Below are 16261 nucleotides of genomic sequence, written 5' to 3'. Positions count from 1 at the left end.
ACACCAAGACCCCCACCAAGGGCGGTCAGTCCGACCTGCGCGTCCTGGAAGAGTTCCAGCAAGACGAGGCCTCAATGATGGCCGAAGCCGCCGAGATCCGCTCCCATACGGCGCAGGATATCGCGCTCTCGATGGAGCGATACCACTCGATGAGCTGCGCACCCGGATGCTGGACCGCGCTCCGCAGAACGCGATCCGCCCCCTCGACCACGACGCGTTACTGGCGCTTCTGAAAGGCCTGACGGTACCCACACCGGCGATGCCGGGGACTCGCCGTCGGACTGTCCCGGCCGGCGGCCATTGCGGGGGACGAGGAAAGGTCCGCGTCGGCCAAGACAAGTTCCGGGAGAACCTGCTCGCGGACTACGGCCTGCGTTGCGCGATCACAGGGCCGTCCCCAGTGGAAGCGCTCGAAGCCGCGCACCTGCGAAAGTTCGCGGAACACGAATCCCACGATGACGGTCTTCTCATGCGGGCCGACGTGCACAAACTGTTCGACCGCGGCCTGCTCGCCATCCACCCCGAGACCTGGACCGTCGTTATCGCACCGACACTGGCCGACTACGACGACTACGCCAAACTCGACGGCCTGCCCGTAGTCAAGGGGCCAGACCCGGCCGCCATCCGCGATCACTACCTCACTGTCACAGCGGCCTGGGGAGTTGCGTAACCTCGCCTTCCAAGCGCCACTCGGGAAGCTCATCATGGGACGCGCCTCAGGATCGACTTCGAAGACTCCGTCGATAACGCGGTACCCGATGACCTGCTGCGTTATCGGCTATCGTGGCGTATTCCAGCTGAGCTTCCCGCGATAGCCTTACTCGTCGACATGGTCGTCCGCGACCGCGTAAAGGAACTCCCGCACGCCGGATACGTCCGGCGGTTCCTGGGCTTGGTTCCGTGCGAATCTGCGGTAATACGAGCACACGCGGGCGCGCATCTCTGCCTCGCGTGGCTCGCTTGAAACAAGTTCGAACGTGAACCCGTCGCCGTCCTGGACGAGACGCAGAGGACGGGCGAGACCATCATATGCGTGTGCGACGTCGAAAAACCCCTCGACCATCTCAAGCGCCAGGGATGGATCGCCTACCCACCACATGTGCCCAAGCATGTTGCCGGAGTCCGCGAACAGAACTACGGGATCCACGATGTCATCCCACGTCAGTGCCATAACTCTTCTCCTCAAGTGATGCATACTTGTTCTTCATCAATCGTCCATGCTGGCCAACCTGTCGCAGTTCCACAAGACAAGACTAAACCGAAGTCAGCGGCGGCGGCGTGATAAGACACCGGAAATTCCAGCAGCTGCCGTTAATACGCCCGCCGTCACATAGATCGGCAGTGGCAGAAGAGTAAGAAGAAGCCCTGCACCGGCCAGTATCAAGGTGACACATCCTGCGGCAGTCAGCATGAGCTGGCTAGCTCGCCTGGTCCGCTGATCGCAGTCCAGTACTTTGTCCGCGATGGTGACCAGAATATGCGTTCGGCGTGGTGCGCTCATGAAATCACCGGACCAGGCATCGCCGACGGTATGGTGCTGGGATCTAACTGGCGCAGAATGAGTGCCGGTGGTTGTCGAGGCGGGTTCTCCCGTCCGATGTATCGGTCCGGGACGACGCGTTGGTCCTGAACGCAGGGGTGCCGTTGAGATGGGTGCACGATGGAGGCCGATCCGTCGACGAGACCGAAGACCGGATCCGCCAGGGCATCGAGAAGTGTGGGGACGGAAGGTCCTTGGTCAATTTCGACATGCAGATCTCGGCCTTCGCCACCAGTCCAGACGTCCACGGCGTACGCACAGCTGACAAGGCCGAACCGACGTAGGAAAGCGCTGCCGAGCGAGATGGGCCCGCAGCTGTGCCGATGGAATTTCATTCCGGCGCGCTCGCCGTTGCTAAGCTGAGGGCTCGCCATGAGCACTGGGTCGACGCAGCCGCTGTCATAATGCACACTGTCGCGAATATTGGGCCAGATTTCTCGCCAGCGTTTAGCGCCCACTCCGTCCAGTACAACTAACGCATCGGTGCACACACCATCGTGATCGAGTAACCGAAGCTCGAGCGCATGTTCCTGTGGCACGATGCGCAGCCCAGGTACGCCGTCTGTGCCTGGGTGAGGCTGGACGGGCGCGAGCATCGCGCGAAGGAACCAACGCGCCACCTTCTCGTGTAGGTTGATAACCAATTTATCGCGTCGAGGGCTGACCACGCGAAACACCTGGTGCCCACGATAGCGCTCTCCGCTGTAAGGAGGCTGGGATCCTCGAATCATCAACAGCAGTGACGTCTCCAGGATTCTCTGCGCGGTGGAATGTGCTTCTGGTATCGCCTTACCGTGCGGAGTTGAGGTTACCGCTTTTCTGATCTTGACCACTCTGTCTGAGCTGGGGTGCAGCTCTTCGCCGGTGTAGCGATTCCACAGCACAGCCAGATCGAGCTGAACTTCCCGCCAGCCGGCCTGGAAGACTTTCTGCCATGCCTGCCAGTGGTCGGGAACGGGCGTATATCGGTGGCGAGAACGCAGGTATTCTTCGCGCGTCGTGGAAATTCTCCGGAGCAGCAGTTTGCAACCGGGATCGTTGGGCAGCGGCACAGAACTATCGATGTCGTGGAGCTCGACAATGCGTCCGCTGGGATCTATGTTCAGGCGGAATCTGCCAGGAGCGAGCTGGGTCGCTAGGTGGCAGAGCTGTTCCAGCACGTTCAGTTGAGATGGGGCGTCGGGCCACTCGACCACCAGCGATTCGTTGCCACGTACGCTGGACTTGACCCACCACGCATCGCGAAATACACCGATGCGGCGTAGAAGCCCACTGCCTAGTGAATTCGGCCCGAATACTCGCGGCCGCCGCGCCAGCAGCTCGGCCTCAGCCGGCGCCAAGCTGTGGGGATAAGCGTCGGCCAGCAATAGTGCCGACGATTGCTCAGCATCGAGATAAGCCTTAGCCGCTTTCCACGCCGTCTCCGAGATCCCCGTGATCACCACGCGGGGCCGCGGGCTGAAGTCCGCCAACCACAGCTCGACACGTTCAACGTCGTCCCAGTACACCCGTGCACCAGCGGTGCCATAAAGTTCTGCTGGATCGTCCGGATCCACGATCGGCAACAGATTTGTTAGTAACGGACCAAGTGCCACCGGATGGAGTCGCAGTCGCAACTCATCCGGGTACGACCGCACGTCGTCAACTAGATGGCCCACCCGATAGTCCCGGGCGACCGGATGAGACTCGAGCAGGACCATTCCCTGCAACAGCGCGTGGAATACCGCTGACTCCAGTTCCTGCTGAGCTCGGTGCACCGCTACGGGTAAGAGACGGTGTCGCACGACGTGCGGCACCGTCGGTTCGTACTCAAGCCGTCCAACCGCGGGGTACGGATCGGCTAGTGCCCTTAGGAGTATCCGCTGCTCTGGCTCGGACAGTTGGCTGCTTAGCTGGTGCACGAAGGCACTGATCGTACGGCGTCGTTGCATCGTGAGGTCATCGACAAGCCGAGTGATCTGATCCAGAAACTTGCCAGGCACGAAAGACTCCCTGCTCTGCCTCCGGCCAGGCGGACAAGGACGTCAGGTACAGCGAGTACACCGATGACAAGGTCGCCTGCGCGGTGGGCACAGCCCTAGGGGAATTGCATCACTCGCTGCCGGTCGCAAGTGATCCTCCACGATGGCGGTCCGCGCCCGCCGACCGCGATGCTACACCCACGCGCAGGACTAGCGCTTGTTGCGGGGCTGCTCGTTCAACGAGGAAGCTCGGATTCCCCCGGCTCGGCTCTCTGGATCGAGGCCCGCCGGCGCGCGACCTGAGATGCACCTGGGACACTGTCATGCAACCAGAATCATCGGTAGCGTAGCCGGACGTCTCCCTATCTGTATTCATGGGGCGTGTTGCTCACTATCCACACGGCTTGTGATGGCTGCCTAACTTGCAGAACGCGCCCAGTGGGACATGGTTCCGTTGTCCACGCCTGGCTGCCCTAGCATGCTGTTCTCCTGTGTAGATCAGTTGAGGCTCGCTGCCCGTGGTCTGCACTGAAACCGGCCGCGAACCACTTGTTACGCTGAGCCTGGGTTCCACGACTGAGGGCAGGAGTAGAGCCGCTGGAGGGTCTACTTTCGTCTTCAGTAGCCCTTCGGAGCTGAGCAGGTGGAATGAATGTGTCGCTGTCGGGGTCCGCGTGCCGATCGATGCACAGCCAGGAGCCTAAACAGCTGGGCGTCGGCTTCCTCGAGCTGCCGATAGGACAGTTCGAACGCGGAGCGCACGGCGAAGCTGCCGTCGTAGCTCAGTTCGTCGAGCCGGACGCGCTCGTCGGCCAGCGTCTCGATCATTTCCACCAACGGCTGCCCTTGATCGGCCGCGAGCAGCGCGCCTGCGATCCGAATCGAGAGAGGCAGCCCCCCGCACATCCGCGCGATCTGCTCGACCTCGGCTGACTGCGTAATCGCACGGTCGTCGTCGGCTTCCGCCGTGGTGAGCTGATGGCCGAGCAACGTAGCCGCCTCACTGGGATTCAGTACACCCAGTCTGATCAGCGCGGCAGCCTCGACGTCGGCCAAGATGTGCCTGCTGGTGACCATAACCTCGTGCGGTGGCATTCCAGGAAGCAGCGGACGCACCTGACTGGAGCTCGAGACGTTGTCGATGATGATCAGCATGCGCTCGCCCACTGCGGCGCGCTCCGCCAACAGGGTGCGCCACAGGCGTTCTCTGCCCGGCCCGTCAGCGGGTATGTGCTCGCCCATGACACCGACGTTGCCGAGCACGCTGCCCAGCGCCACTTCGGGACGAACACGGTGCTCGGGTGAATCGTAGCCGAGCATGTCGATCATCAGCACACCAACGGGGAACCATCCGGCTTGCCAAGTACGGTGGGCGGCGGTAAGAGCGAGAGCGGTCTTCCCGACACCCGCCATTCCGGCGATGACGGCGACTAAGCGTCCGGAGGACTCGTCCGGATCACGAAGCCTCAGCATCCCAGTCAGCCGCGCGAGTTCCGCGTCTCGGCCGACGAATGCCGGTACCGCGGGCGGCAACCCGATCAGCGCGGTGGGGCGCGGAGTGCCGGTGATTGTCTCCACGGTCGCGGCCTGCAGCACGTTGCCGATCACAGCTCCGCTGATTTCGTTGTGAGTCCGAGAATCATCGGGCATCAGGCGAGTATGAAGCCCGTGTCAGAGGCCGAACACCGCCGGACTGGTCGTTTTGCTCCGCGCCGTAACGGTTTCCCAACCCGACCCAGATACCCCTGTACCGCTACCTGCACCAGGACGAGGACGGACATGATCGCGATCATTCGGTGCGGTACTCGGCCAAGATGACGTCAGTGAGCATCTATGGCGCGGTCGCGGACCCATCGCCGCAGGTCGGCTTGATCGTAGGCCTTGTCGGCATGCAGCTTGGCGGCTTGCGTCGTCGCGGGCCGCGCCGGGACTTGATCGCCGGGATCGTCATGACCAGGGGTGTGAGCGCGTGGATGTCGTGGGTGTTGGCTGCTGAGACAGCCACGGCGTCGCCGACAACCTGCATCCCGGCGGCTCTGTCCAGGTGCTCGTCGCGGCACGGATACGACTATGTTGGCGAAAGTGTACGACGTGTTCATCTGCTACAACTGGGACGACAAGGACTGGGCGGACGCCTTGCACGCCGCGCTCGTCGGTTGTGGCGTGGCGGTGTTCCAGGACGACAAGAACATCCCCTTCGGCGACACACTGAACCCCGCGCTCCAGGACGCATTGCTCGGGGCACGGATGCTCGTTCCGCTGATGACGCCGACGTTCCACGAAAGTCCGAGCTGCCGGAAAGAACTGCTCATCGCCTTGACCGCGGCCTACCGACTCGAACAGGGCGCTACCGAGCGGGTCATGCCCATCAGTTGGCGCGTGCGTCCGAGCGCCTTGCGGCCGCGTCAGCTCAAGCGGCCGAAGCTGCTCACCCGCGAAGGTCATGACGTCGCGGAGCAAGCCGAGATCATCGCGGCGAAGGTCGCTCGTGTTCGTGCCACCGACCAGCGCAGATTCGGCGATGCCGTGCCGGTGGGCGAGCCGGACTGGTATCCGCGCCCGTTGCCCGCGAACAAGCGATTTCGTGGGCGCGGCGAAATGATGTGGGAATTGCACGAATCGCTGCGGGTCAAGTCGAAGCCGGGAAACCGTGGCCATCCGGTCGTCTCGGTCCGGGGTGATGCGGGCGAGGGCAAGACGGCTCTGTGTGAGGAGTACGCACGTCTGTTCGCCGAAGACCACCCTGGCGGTGTGTTTCAGCTCCGGCTCGGGGGTAGCGGTCAGCGCGGCCGGTTCGACCCTGCCCTCGTGTTGGCGCGCTTTCACCAACAGTTGCGCGACATCGCGAGAATGCTCGGCGTGGATACCGAAGTGGACCGTACGGACGAGTTGACAGCGGCCATTGGCAGGAGATTGCGTGCTGGGCAGCCGTACCTGTGGCTCGTCGATGACGTTCCGTCGGCGGTGGACGAAGCTTTGCTGGGCGTGATGTACGCCCCTACGGACAATGGCAAGACACTTCTGACCACACGCGGTGAGTTCGCAGGTCTCGTATCGGATGAGCTCGTCCTCGTCCCGCTGGACGAGCGGAGCTGCGTCGAGGTCCTAACGGCGGCTCATCCGCTTCCGGCCGGCCCATCGGCGCAGCGGTCGGGAGCGATAGGACTTGTCACCGACCTCGGACGTAACGCGCTGGGCTTGACGATCGCTGCTGGACTGACCAGGACAGCCGGGTTCGCGGGGTATGAGTCACTTCGACGGGAACTGCAGCGGAACACGCCTGATTCGCTGGAGATGGCGACACATCTGACGGACATCCCCGTCGCCTACCGCAAGCAGTTGAGTGCCACCGTGCTGCGTAGTTTCCGAGCGCTTCGCGACGATGGCCGTGACGCGCTGGCGGTGAGTAGCGTCCTTGGTGACGCCCCGCTACCGAGGGATCTCGTCGACAAGATCCTCCGCGCAGCTGTGGACCGCCGAGCCACCACGGCCTCGTTCGGCGCATTGGTCGAGCGCGGCCTGGCCACCCGGCTGGGCGACCACAGTCATCGGGTACATGCGCTGTTGGCCAGGGCGGCGAAATTCTTCTTCCCCGCCACCTATCGCCAACGGCTGCACGAGGCGGCAGTGAATGTGATCGGCGATTCGCTCGAATCCGCCCGCGACCAGTTCGACGTCACCAGAAAATTGTCGTCCTGGCTGGACCACGTGATCACCCTCGCTACTACCGAGGAGTGGCCTTCCGGGCCGAGCGAGTGGCACGTATTGAACGAGGCCGGTCGGTCGCAATACGAACTCGGAGACACCTCGGGCTCCCTGTATTCGTTCGAGGTTCTCCACCGGTTGTGCGAGACGTCGGCGGAGGCCGACGAGGAGACGCGGCTGGTGGCGCTGGTGAGCCTCGCGGCAGCGCATTTCGGGCAAGGGAACTTCACCACCGCGGCGGAATTGCAGGAGGAGACCGTTGTGCGGTACAGCGCCCTTAAAGGACCGACGCACAGCGACAGCTTGCAGGCCAAGGAGAACCTGGCGAATACACTCGGAAAGCTCGGCGCCGCCGAGAAGTCGTTGAGCCTGCACCGCGCAATTTACCGCAGTCGCTGCGAAGTCGACGGGTGTACTTCGCGCAGAACATTGATCGCGCTGAACAACCTTGTGCTCGCTGTGGGGCGAAGTGGCTCAAGGAAACTCGCTCTCACTGGCCTACGGCGCCTGGGCCCGCTGGCAGCGGACGGTCGGGCCGGACACGCCCGAGACGCTGGAAGCGGTCGAAGCCATTGGCCACAACCTGCGTCGGCTCGGCCGGGCCGATGAGGCCGCGGACGTCTACGACTACGTGGCTGCCTGCAGGCAAGTGGTTCTCGGCCCCGATCACCCGGACACCATCGACGCCCGCGAGAACAGCGCGACCGCGCACGGACTGTCGTACTGGGCTGTATATGCCGAACGGCTCCGGGCGCAGGGACCAGCGCACTTCGACACACTGGAGACGGCACGGAGGTTACTCAAAGCCAACCTCAGCGACCACCGATCCGCTGAGGACGAAGATGTCGTGACGTGGGAAGACACGGTGGTCGAGGTCATGGAGCTGGCTGTTGCCTTCGCGGAGGAGGAATCGGCGCACGGCCCGGATGACCCAAGGGCGTTGCGGGCGAACGTGGTGATGGCACATTCGCTCGGAGCGGCCGGCGAGGTCGTCGGAGATCAGCTCGAAGCCGCTGTGGCGATCGCAGAGGACGCGCGTGACCGTCTCGGCGAGGCGGCCGCGCGGACGCCTCTCATCTTGGAGCCCTTCGATCTCGCCATCGCTGAGGTGGTCCACCACTGGCTGCTCGGACTCGCGGGGGACCAGCCGAATTACTGATTGACCCCAAGCTGGGCGAGTGCCATCGCCACCGCGCTACCCTCGGCCGGGCCGAGCCTCCGGTACAAGCTCAGTGCGGCGACCCAGAAGTCCCGCGCTTCCTCGAACCGGCCTGCCGACGCGGCGAGCCCGCCGAGTTCCTGCAGGACACAGGCCTCCTCGTGCTGGCTGCCGCCGTTCCGCGCGTGCTGGAGGGCTCGATGGAACGCGATCTCGGCCAGAAGGTGGTCGCCCGCCCGCTGGTGGATCCGGCCGAGCCTGCCGTAACCCTCCGCCGCGTCGACCTCCAGACCGAGCCCGAGCGCGATGTCGATGGCCTCTCCGGCGTGCTCGACGGCGCTGGTGAAGCGGCCCAATTCCGTCTCCACGAGTGCTTTGCTTCGCAGGGTGATCCCCACGTTCCGGTGTGCCCCGCTTTCGCGATACCACTGGAGTGCCAGCTCTTGGTTTCGCAACGCCGCTATGAAGTGACCCCGCCTTCGCAGCACCGCTGCCTCGTTGGCGAGGGCATTGCTTCTGCCGTGCCCGTTGCCTAGTTCTTCGAACAGTTCGCGTGCCCGCCGGTAGTGCTTCGCCGCTTCGTCCAGCTCGCCGATTTCGACCAGCACCATGCCGAGGTTGTTGCGCGTGCGCGCCTCGGCGAGCGAATCGCCGGCCCGAACGCATGCCTCGAGAGCGTTCTGATGGGTGCTCAGCCACCCGTCGCGGGCTTTGGTCAGGAAGTAGTAGTCCCGCAACGTGTATGCGAGCTGCCAGTGCCGTCTGTCGAGCGCCGGATCATCGATCGCGCACATCGTTTCGAGGTTCCGGCGTTCAAGATCCAGCCACCGCAGCGCGTCGTCGCGACTCTGCATGCCGGGCAGTGCCACTGCCTCTCCTTCGAGCGGAAAGCGGAGTCGATGCGGCATCACGATTCGCCCCGCCCGGTCCGCCGAGTGCAAGTAGTGGTCGTACAGCCGGGCCATTGCGACTTGCCGGTCTTCCGCTGATTCGGTGCGGTCGCTCAGCTCCCGAGCGTAGGTGTGGAGGAGGTCGTGCCAGCCGAATCGGGCGTGACCTAGATCGAATAGGAGGTGCTTCCGCGCCAGTGACCTGAGCAAATTCGTAGCGGCTTCCGGAGAGATATCAAGAAGCGCAGCGACGGCGTTCGGACCGAATTCGGAACCAGGGTGCGACCCGAGCAATCGGAAGGCGCGGGCCTCGTGGTCCGGCAGTGCCCGGCAGGACCAGGAGAATACCGTTCGCACTGCGGAACGGGGGTCGTCGTGAGTGTCGAGCACATCCAAGCGCGCTTGTTCGACGGCGAGTTCGGCAACGACCCCATCGAGCTCGGCCGAGGTGGAGCGAGCGATCCGCTCGGACACGATGCGCAACGCCAGCGGCAATCCGGCACACAAACGCACCAGCGTGCCTGCATCGGGGTGGCGAGATCGGTCGCCGATGGCCGAGCGGAGGAGCATCAAGCCGGCCTCCTCCGGCAGCGGGTCAACTCGGATCGCGGTGGCCGCGTGCTGGACGACGAGGCCACTCAGCTGGTGGCGGCTGATGACGATGACGGTGCCTCCGGCGGGACCGGGTAGCAGCGGCCGGACGTGATCCGCGGACAGTGCGTTGTCCAGCACGACGAGCGCCCGACGGCCGCTCATCAACGTCCGAAAGTGCGCGGCGCGCTCGTCGAGCGTGGCCAGCTCTTCGGGGCGCGAGTACCCGAGCGCTCGCAGAAACCCTGCCAATGCGTTATGCGGGCGCAGAAGTTCGTTTACCCCGAAGCCGTGCAGGTCGACGTACAGCTGACCGTCCGGGAACCTGTGGGCCGCGCTGTGCGCCCAGTGCAGGACGAGCGCCGTCTTGCCGACACCGGCCATCCCGGACAGGACGGCGAGTCCGTCGGGTGGCAACTCGTCCAGCCTGGCCAGCAGGCCCTCGCGACCGATCAGACCAGCGACGCCGGCGGGAAGCTGGCGAGGCTCGGGTCTGTCGCCGTCAGGCATCGTGATGTGCATACCGTCATGGATGACACCGGCTTGCACCGCGAACGTCTGGTCACCGGTGAGGCTGTTCCGCACGTGGTGCTCTGGGGACATGAGTCCAATTGTCGACTCATTCGCCCGCGGATGCGAGCGCCCCGATGGGTTCTGACCTCGTTAGAACGCGGTGTCGACCTCGACCTTATAATCCTGGTAGCCGTCAACTTTGTCCTGCGTGGTCAAAGTGAAGGTTTTCGTCCGTTCCGGGGCGAGGCCGTTCAGCGCGCCATTGCCCGTGCCGAGGATCCTGCCGTTCGCATCGTAGAACGTGACTTTGATGATCAGATGCTTCGTGGCGGTACCGTTGTTGTGCGCCTCCCCATACACCTTGTGATCGGGCGTGACGGTGAAGTTTTCCAGCAGGATCCCGTTTTCGTCGGTCTGCTCCGGGCGAGCAGCCAGTCGCGCCAGGGTGACTCGCGCGTTCGTCGTCGTGGCAGGCGGGGTGAGGTCGCCCGCTTCCAGCCAGTCGCTCCCGCTGAGGTCGACCGCGCACCCGACGTTCAGCAGTCGCTGGGCGAGAAGCTTGCGCGGTGCCGCGTCATTGCTCAACTGCACCACAAAGTGACCATTGAGATCGGTGAACCGCCGTACCTTGCCGAGCTCGACCAGGATCGTGCGCTCCGGGATCAGCGCCATCGCCATGCCGGTCTCGTAGATGACGTTCGGGCGGGCCTGCCCCGCCAACTGGGTCTCTAAGTCGTGTTCGTCGTCGGCGTGCTCGTCTTTGAGTTGGACGAGGTCGTCCGGCGTGGATAGCGCGATGACGGCGCGGCCCTTGCTCAGGACTGCCTGAACCACGTCACCGATCTTCGGGGAGCCTTGCTGTACTTCGGCCAACACCTGTGACCACTCCAATGGCTGAAGGCCGATCGCACGGACGAACTCGAAGAGGGCACGTCGCGCCTTCTTGTCGCGCCCGTGGATCACGAAGACCGTGCGGTCCCGGTCTAGCTCGGGCATTCAGCCCGCCTCCTTGATTCGTCGCCGGGCCGGCCGGTCGAGCCGGGGACCCAGTGGATGCGCTCGACCGGTTCGCTGAAGCGGGCTTGCACCTTCACTTGGTGGAGTCTATCGACTCGTCTGCTCACGATTGGTGCCGGCGTGGACGGTCGCCCATGCGGTGTGAGGTCGGTTGGAGGGATCGCACGCGGAGTCGTGGTAACACCTCGCCGATCTCCCCGCAGCTGTCGTGCACCCCGCGGTGGCCAGCCGTTCAAACCGCACCGCGTCGATCGTGTCCGGTCCAGCATTAGGAGGTAGCCGGGCGGGCGGGTCAGGATTAGCTCCGGCACCCCGACCGCCGCGGCCGCCGGACCGAGCGCCTTGCGCAGCCGGGACACCGCATTCATCGATGATGCGGGATGGTGGTATGCGCACGAGCAAAGAAGCATGAATGCTACCAACGGTAGAGCCATTCTGCTGATGGCTTGCGGTTGCACGACGTGTGCAGCATGGTCGGTTCCGTTAATGAGGCCGGCTTGAGTGATCGGAGACGGCGTGGGTATCCAAGAGCAAGCCATGTACGCAGGGACTCCACTGTCGCGGTTCCTCGACGACCAGCTACCGAATCGCGAGTCCGTAGTGGAAGCGTGGGTCCACGAGCTGACCTCGAATGCAGTCGACGCGAGCGCCCCCGTCGTCGGGCGTGACAGCGTCGGGTGGGCCTTCGAACTGTGTATTGGGCTCGACCTGGCGACCACCCCGCCCCGCATGCAGGAGCTGTCGTATCTCCCCGTCGACCGGTGTGCTGCGACGCTGGCCGCGGCCGGCTTTGAACATCGTCCGCTGGCGTCGTTTGCTGGTCAGGGGACTACTGACCCGGTTCTGCTGCACTGGGAGCGCACACATCACCGTGTCGCGGTGGATGATGCCCAGCGCGGGGTCTTTGCCGCGTGTCTGGATCTGGCGTCGTTTCGGCAGCCGATGCATCGCTGGGGTAACTCCCGCACGGTCGATCGGCGCCGTTCATTTTTCCTGAGCTTGGCTATGGATGAGGACAGCATGGGCAGAAGCTGCGAGCTGCTCGACATGGTGGGCCACTGCTGGGACCTGTATCTGGCTCGTGGTCGTCGGGCGTTGGTGGCCTTGGGGGAGAAGGTGGTGGTCGCACCCGAGTGGGCCTCTGGTTTCGGTGTAGCTGATCTGGTGATTGGCAGGACGTTGATCGATGTCAAGTTGGCCGTCGAGCCCACCACGGACGACGTAGCGGCTTGGCTGCGGCAGCTGCTCGGCTACGTGCTCCTGGACCGCCACGACAACTTCCGGATCGATGCGGTGGCGGTGTACAGCGCCTGGCACGGGTGCCTTCTTAGTCATTCATTGGGAGCTCTTCTCGCAACGGCTAGTGCAGGTCCGCGTCGCGACTTGGGGCAGCTGCGGGCTGATTTTCACCATGCCCTGCGTGACGATGTGGATAGCTATGTGGCGTGGAAGGAACGCCGACGTTACGCGTGAGCACTTACTGCTCCCCCCCCCGCATGCTGACCTGCCGAGGTGCTGGTGGCCTGTTATTAGCGTCGTTCAATGCTGTCGAGGCAGTTGCTATGCGTCAGCGTCAGTCTGACGAGTGACACCAGCTGTGGGGCAGCGCCGCGCAGTAAAGACGAAGTCACTCCGTTGCGGACAAAGGCAGACGCCGGGCTCTCGGACATGGACAACGCAGCACACTCCTGAAAATGTCGCTTAGCTGACTGTGCTGATCTTCTGGCGGACGCGATCGGCGTCTTTGGTGCGGTATTGCGACTGAAACAGCTCGAGAGCTTGTTCCCATGCCTCGCGCGCCGCCGCCGTGTCTCGAGCCTGAACCGCATCCCCGAGGAGATCGAGCGCGGTGGCTTCAGATGCGGCATCGCCGAGTTCCCGGTAGAGGGATAGGGAGCGCTGGTAGGTGTTGATCGCGTGGTCGGTGTCACCGGTGTGGTGGGCGATGTAGCCGAGGCTGAGCAGTGTGGTTGCTTCGCCGCTGCGGTCCTGTCGGCTTCGGCATTGTTCGAGGGCGTCGGTGCAGTGCTGGTGCGCATGGTCGAGGTTGCCGGTTTTGGCGGTGTACCAGCCGATCTCGTTGAGTGCGTGAGCGCTGCTGGCCGGGGCACCGACGTCCTCATAGAGGCGGAGGGCGCGTTCGGAGTGTTCCAAGGCTTTCTGGTATTCGTTGCGTTGGTCCCAGGCCACTGCCAGTGCGCGATGGGTGTGGGCCGCACCCAGCTGGTCGCCGTGCTCTTGTGCCCAGGAGATGCCGTCTTGCAGGTGGTGGAGTGCGTCATCATGTTGGCCGAGTAGCGCGGCGGCGCGGCCGCAATGGCGGTAGGCGCGGGTGCGGAGACGAACATCGGGCAGGTGTTGGGACGCGGCCAGTCCTGCTTTCCATGCTGTCTGGTAGTCCTGGAGGTGTCCCTGGCGGAGCTGGACGGTGGTCAGGGCCCAGGCGAGCTGCCATACCGCCGAGTCCCACCCCTTCTTCGTCGCCAGTTGCAGGGTGGCCATGAGATTGGCCTGCTCGGTGGTGAGGTAGGTCCAGGCGTCGTCACGGTCGGCGAGTTGGCGGGGTACGCAGCCAGGAACCAGTTCGTCGAGCTTGATGGGGGTGTGGTTGGGTGCGATGAGCAGGTCGGCGGCGTGCGCGGTGTGGCAGGCGAAGGTCACCAGGCGGCGCAGGCCCTGGGCTTCGGCGGTGGGGTCGGCGTGGCGTGCGGCGTAGAGCCGGACCAGATCGTGCATCCGGTAGCGCTGTGGCGCGTGCTGCTGGATGAGCGACACGCGCTCGAGTGACCGCAGGATTGTGCGTGTCTGGGGTTCGGGTGTGCCGGTGAGGCTGGCGGCGGCGGGCACGCTGATGTCGGGGCCGGGCGCCGCGCCGAGCAGCGCGAACACTGTGGCCTGTTCTGGAGTGAGGGCACGGTAGGACCAGGACAGCACCGTTTCCAGGCTGCTGGTCGGGGTTCCCTCATCGAGTGCCTGCAGACGAGTGGCGGTGTCGCGCAGTTCCGCGGCCAGATCCGCCAGGTGAACGTGCGGGTCCAGGATCGCGCGGCCAGCGACGATGCTCAACGCCAGCGGTAACCCTGCACAGCTGCTCACCAGCTCAGCCACTGCGGCGGGCTCGGCTGCCAGCCGAGCCTCGTCCAGCCGGCGGGCGAGCAGCATGCATGACTGCTGCTCGTCGAGTGCCTCGACGGTGACCGGTTGTGCGCTGTGCCGGGCGATGAGGCTGGCCATCTGGTCCCGGCTGGTCACCAGCACCGTGCAGCGGGAACCACCGGGCAGTAGCGGGGTGATGTGGTCGCTGTCGCGGGCGTTGTCGAGCACGATGAGCATCTGTCGCGTTGCGACCAGGCTGCGGTACAACCCGATCTGTGCCGACGGCTCCGCAGGAATGGCGTCCGAGGCGACTCCGAGGGCGTCGAGAAACCCGCGGACCGCCTCGTGCGGTGGCATCGGGTCGTCGCTGGGGTCAAAGCCGCGCAGGTCAACGAACAGCTGCCCGTCTGGGAAACGATCCTGGTGAAGGTGCGCCCAGTGCAGCGCTAACCATGTCTTCCCGATCCCGCCAGCGCCAGCAAGCGCTGAGATCACCACCGTGGAACCCTTACCCAGTTCGTGCTCAAGCACCGCAGTTAGCCGTTCCAGCTCGGCTTCGCGGCCGGTGAACAGCGACGACGCCGCGGGCAGCTGCCGCGGCACCACCGACGGGCGCCCCGCCTGCTCAAGGATGATCGTGTCGACGTCCCTCGCCTGAATAGCATTGCCCAAGACATCGCCGCGGATCAGGTTCTGTCCCTCTGAGGTCCCCACCATGACCCTCAGTGTGCCCGATCACAGCCCGCGATCCTCCGCAGCTCAGAGATCTGAAAGGAGGAGAGCTATTGGCAGGGCAGGCGGGCGTGCCGACCGGAGATCTGCTGGAGCATCCTCCATCGTTGAGTACCTGTCGGCTCCTACGGCCATCCAGCAGTGACCTCGGCATGGTGCTCAACGAGTACCTCAAGATCGGGCAGCACAGCGTCGTCGATCGCGAGCTGCCGGCCGGCCAGGCAGGCGTAGGCAGGGAACACCATCAGGTCTGGGTGAACGAGAACTGTTCGTTCGCGCGGATCGATAGTCATCTGGGCGGTGTCGAATAGGCGGTGGATGTCCGCCCGCAGCAGCAGTCCCTCAGTAGCGACGTGACGTTTGTACTTGGAGAAGGCGCGCAGGTGAGCTGCCTGCAGCGTCGCTGCGGGACCGTCGCCGGTCACCGCACAGACCAGCCCGTACCGATCCATGAGATCCTGTCGAAACCCTGGTTGACCGGTGCGAACCTCGACCAACGTTGTCCGCGTGCCAGCCTTGCGCGTGGTGCCGCGCCGTCTCGCCCTTGCTACGGCCACTTTTCGGCCAGCATGTGTCAAGGGAGCGGCAGCCTGCACCAAGTGGAACCGCCAGATGCGGAAGCCGTCCCCGTTTGTCTCTGGCCACATGTTGACGATGTCGAACAGCCCGTCGTACCGGTAGCCGGTCTTCGGGGAGTACGTCGGGTCTCCGGATGCTCCGCGGATGACCCGGACCGGGTGCTTGTCTCGGTATGCCACGGCGAGACCGGCGTTTCCTAAGGTCAACTCTTGGTCGGCGACCTGCCGACGGGTGGTTTCGTCACGGCCGCCCTGTCCTGTGTAGATGATCTGGTCGCCGAGATCGTCGTCATCGGGATACCCGCCGTTGACGACGATGGAATCTGCCCCCTCCTTGCCCCCAGCGATACCCGCCTGCAATGTCCGATGCAGGCCCACGGCATGCATGTCCCGGTACCTGGCGAACTGGTCCCCTACGCTGACGCCGGCCACGGCGCCATACTGCACTTTGCCCACAGCTAGGCAGCGTAGTCACTCAC

The 16261-nt window shown here is 64.3% G+C and carries 11 protein-coding genes and 1 pseudogene; 4 read left to right on the top strand and 8 right to left on the bottom strand.

The annotated features are described in order from the left end of the window. Positions 1-166: 166 nt before the first annotated feature. A complete protein-coding gene (locus ACZ3HL_RS12980) occupies positions 167-670 on the top strand; it encodes an HNH endonuclease (RefSeq protein WP_465530874.1) in 504 nt (167 codons plus the stop codon). A gap of 147 nt (positions 671-817) precedes the next feature. Here the strand turns inward: ACZ3HL_RS12980 and ACZ3HL_RS12975 are convergent, their stop codons facing one another. From ACZ3HL_RS12975 to ACZ3HL_RS12960, 4 genes and pseudogenes are all read right to left on the bottom strand, one after another. After that, the gene (locus ACZ3HL_RS12975) at positions 818-1171 is read right to left on the bottom strand and encodes a hypothetical protein (RefSeq protein ID WP_465530872.1); all 354 of its coding nucleotides are present in this window, start codon (positions 1169-1171) and stop codon (positions 818-820) included. A 326-nt stretch (positions 1172-1497) separates the two neighbouring features. Further along, positions 1498-3522 carry a hypothetical protein gene (locus tag ACZ3HL_RS12970; protein ID WP_465530870.1) on the bottom strand — a complete coding sequence of 675 codons (2025 nt, stop codon included), beginning with the start codon at positions 3520-3522 and terminating at the stop codon, positions 1498-1500. 597 nt (positions 3523-4119) lie between these two features. Continuing rightward, complete coding sequence (locus ACZ3HL_RS12965; protein ID WP_465530868.1) at positions 4120-5151, bottom strand: hypothetical protein; 1032 nt, start codon at positions 5149-5151, stop codon at positions 4120-4122. A 182-nt stretch (positions 5152-5333) separates the two neighbouring features. After that, positions 5334-5509: pseudogene (locus ACZ3HL_RS12960) on the bottom strand (transposase); the annotation flags it as partial. Between the two features lie 74 nt (positions 5510-5583). On the opposite strand from ACZ3HL_RS12960, the gene ACZ3HL_RS12955 reads away from it, so the two are divergent. Further along, positions 5584-7815 carry a tetratricopeptide repeat protein gene (locus tag ACZ3HL_RS12955; protein ID WP_465530866.1) on the top strand — a complete coding sequence of 744 codons (2232 nt, stop codon included), beginning with the start codon at positions 5584-5586 and terminating at the stop codon, positions 7813-7815. Positions 7816-7855: 40 nt separating this feature from the next. Next, the gene (locus ACZ3HL_RS12950; RefSeq protein ID WP_465531071.1) at positions 7856-8365 is read left to right on the top strand and encodes a hypothetical protein; all 510 of its coding nucleotides are present in this window, start codon (positions 7856-7858) and stop codon (positions 8363-8365) included. Here ACZ3HL_RS12950 and ACZ3HL_RS12945 read toward each other — a convergent pair. Together ACZ3HL_RS12945 and ACZ3HL_RS12940 are read right to left on the bottom strand one after the other, a co-directional pair. Beyond that, positions 8359-10356 carry a tetratricopeptide repeat protein gene (locus ACZ3HL_RS12945; protein ID WP_465530864.1) on the bottom strand — a complete coding sequence of 666 codons (1998 nt, stop codon included), beginning with the start codon at positions 10354-10356 and terminating at the stop codon, positions 8359-8361. The two genes, ACZ3HL_RS12950 and ACZ3HL_RS12945, sit on opposite strands and share 7 nt — an antisense overlap. A gap of 153 nt (positions 10357-10509) precedes the next feature. Next, complete coding sequence (locus ACZ3HL_RS12940; protein ID WP_465530862.1) at positions 10510-11355, bottom strand: TIR domain-containing protein; 846 nt, start codon at positions 11353-11355, stop codon at positions 10510-10512. Positions 11356-11892: 537 nt separating this feature from the next. Here ACZ3HL_RS12940 and ACZ3HL_RS12935 point away from each other — a divergent pair. Then, positions 11893-12849 carry a hypothetical protein gene (locus ACZ3HL_RS12935; protein ID WP_465530860.1) on the top strand — a complete coding sequence of 319 codons (957 nt, stop codon included), beginning with the start codon at positions 11893-11895 and terminating at the stop codon, positions 12847-12849. 228 nt (positions 12850-13077) lie between these two features. Here the strand turns inward: ACZ3HL_RS12935 and ACZ3HL_RS12930 are convergent, their stop codons facing one another. Both ACZ3HL_RS12930 and ACZ3HL_RS12925 read right to left on the bottom strand, forming a co-directional pair. Then, positions 13078-15189 carry an ATP-binding protein gene (locus ACZ3HL_RS12930; protein ID WP_465530858.1) on the bottom strand — a complete coding sequence of 704 codons (2112 nt, stop codon included), beginning with the start codon at positions 15187-15189 and terminating at the stop codon, positions 13078-13080. Between the two features lie 140 nt (positions 15190-15329). Next, positions 15330-16238, bottom strand: a complete 909-nt coding sequence (locus ACZ3HL_RS12925) for a YDG/SRA domain-containing protein (RefSeq protein ID WP_465530856.1) — start codon at positions 16236-16238, stop codon at positions 15330-15332. Positions 16239-16261: the final 23 nt, after the last annotated feature.

The sequence above is a fragment of the Amycolatopsis sp. NPDC000009 genome (assembly GCF_055563465.1).
Note: the sequence above shows the minus strand (reverse complement) of the source record. Positions and strands in the feature narration are given on the sequence as shown.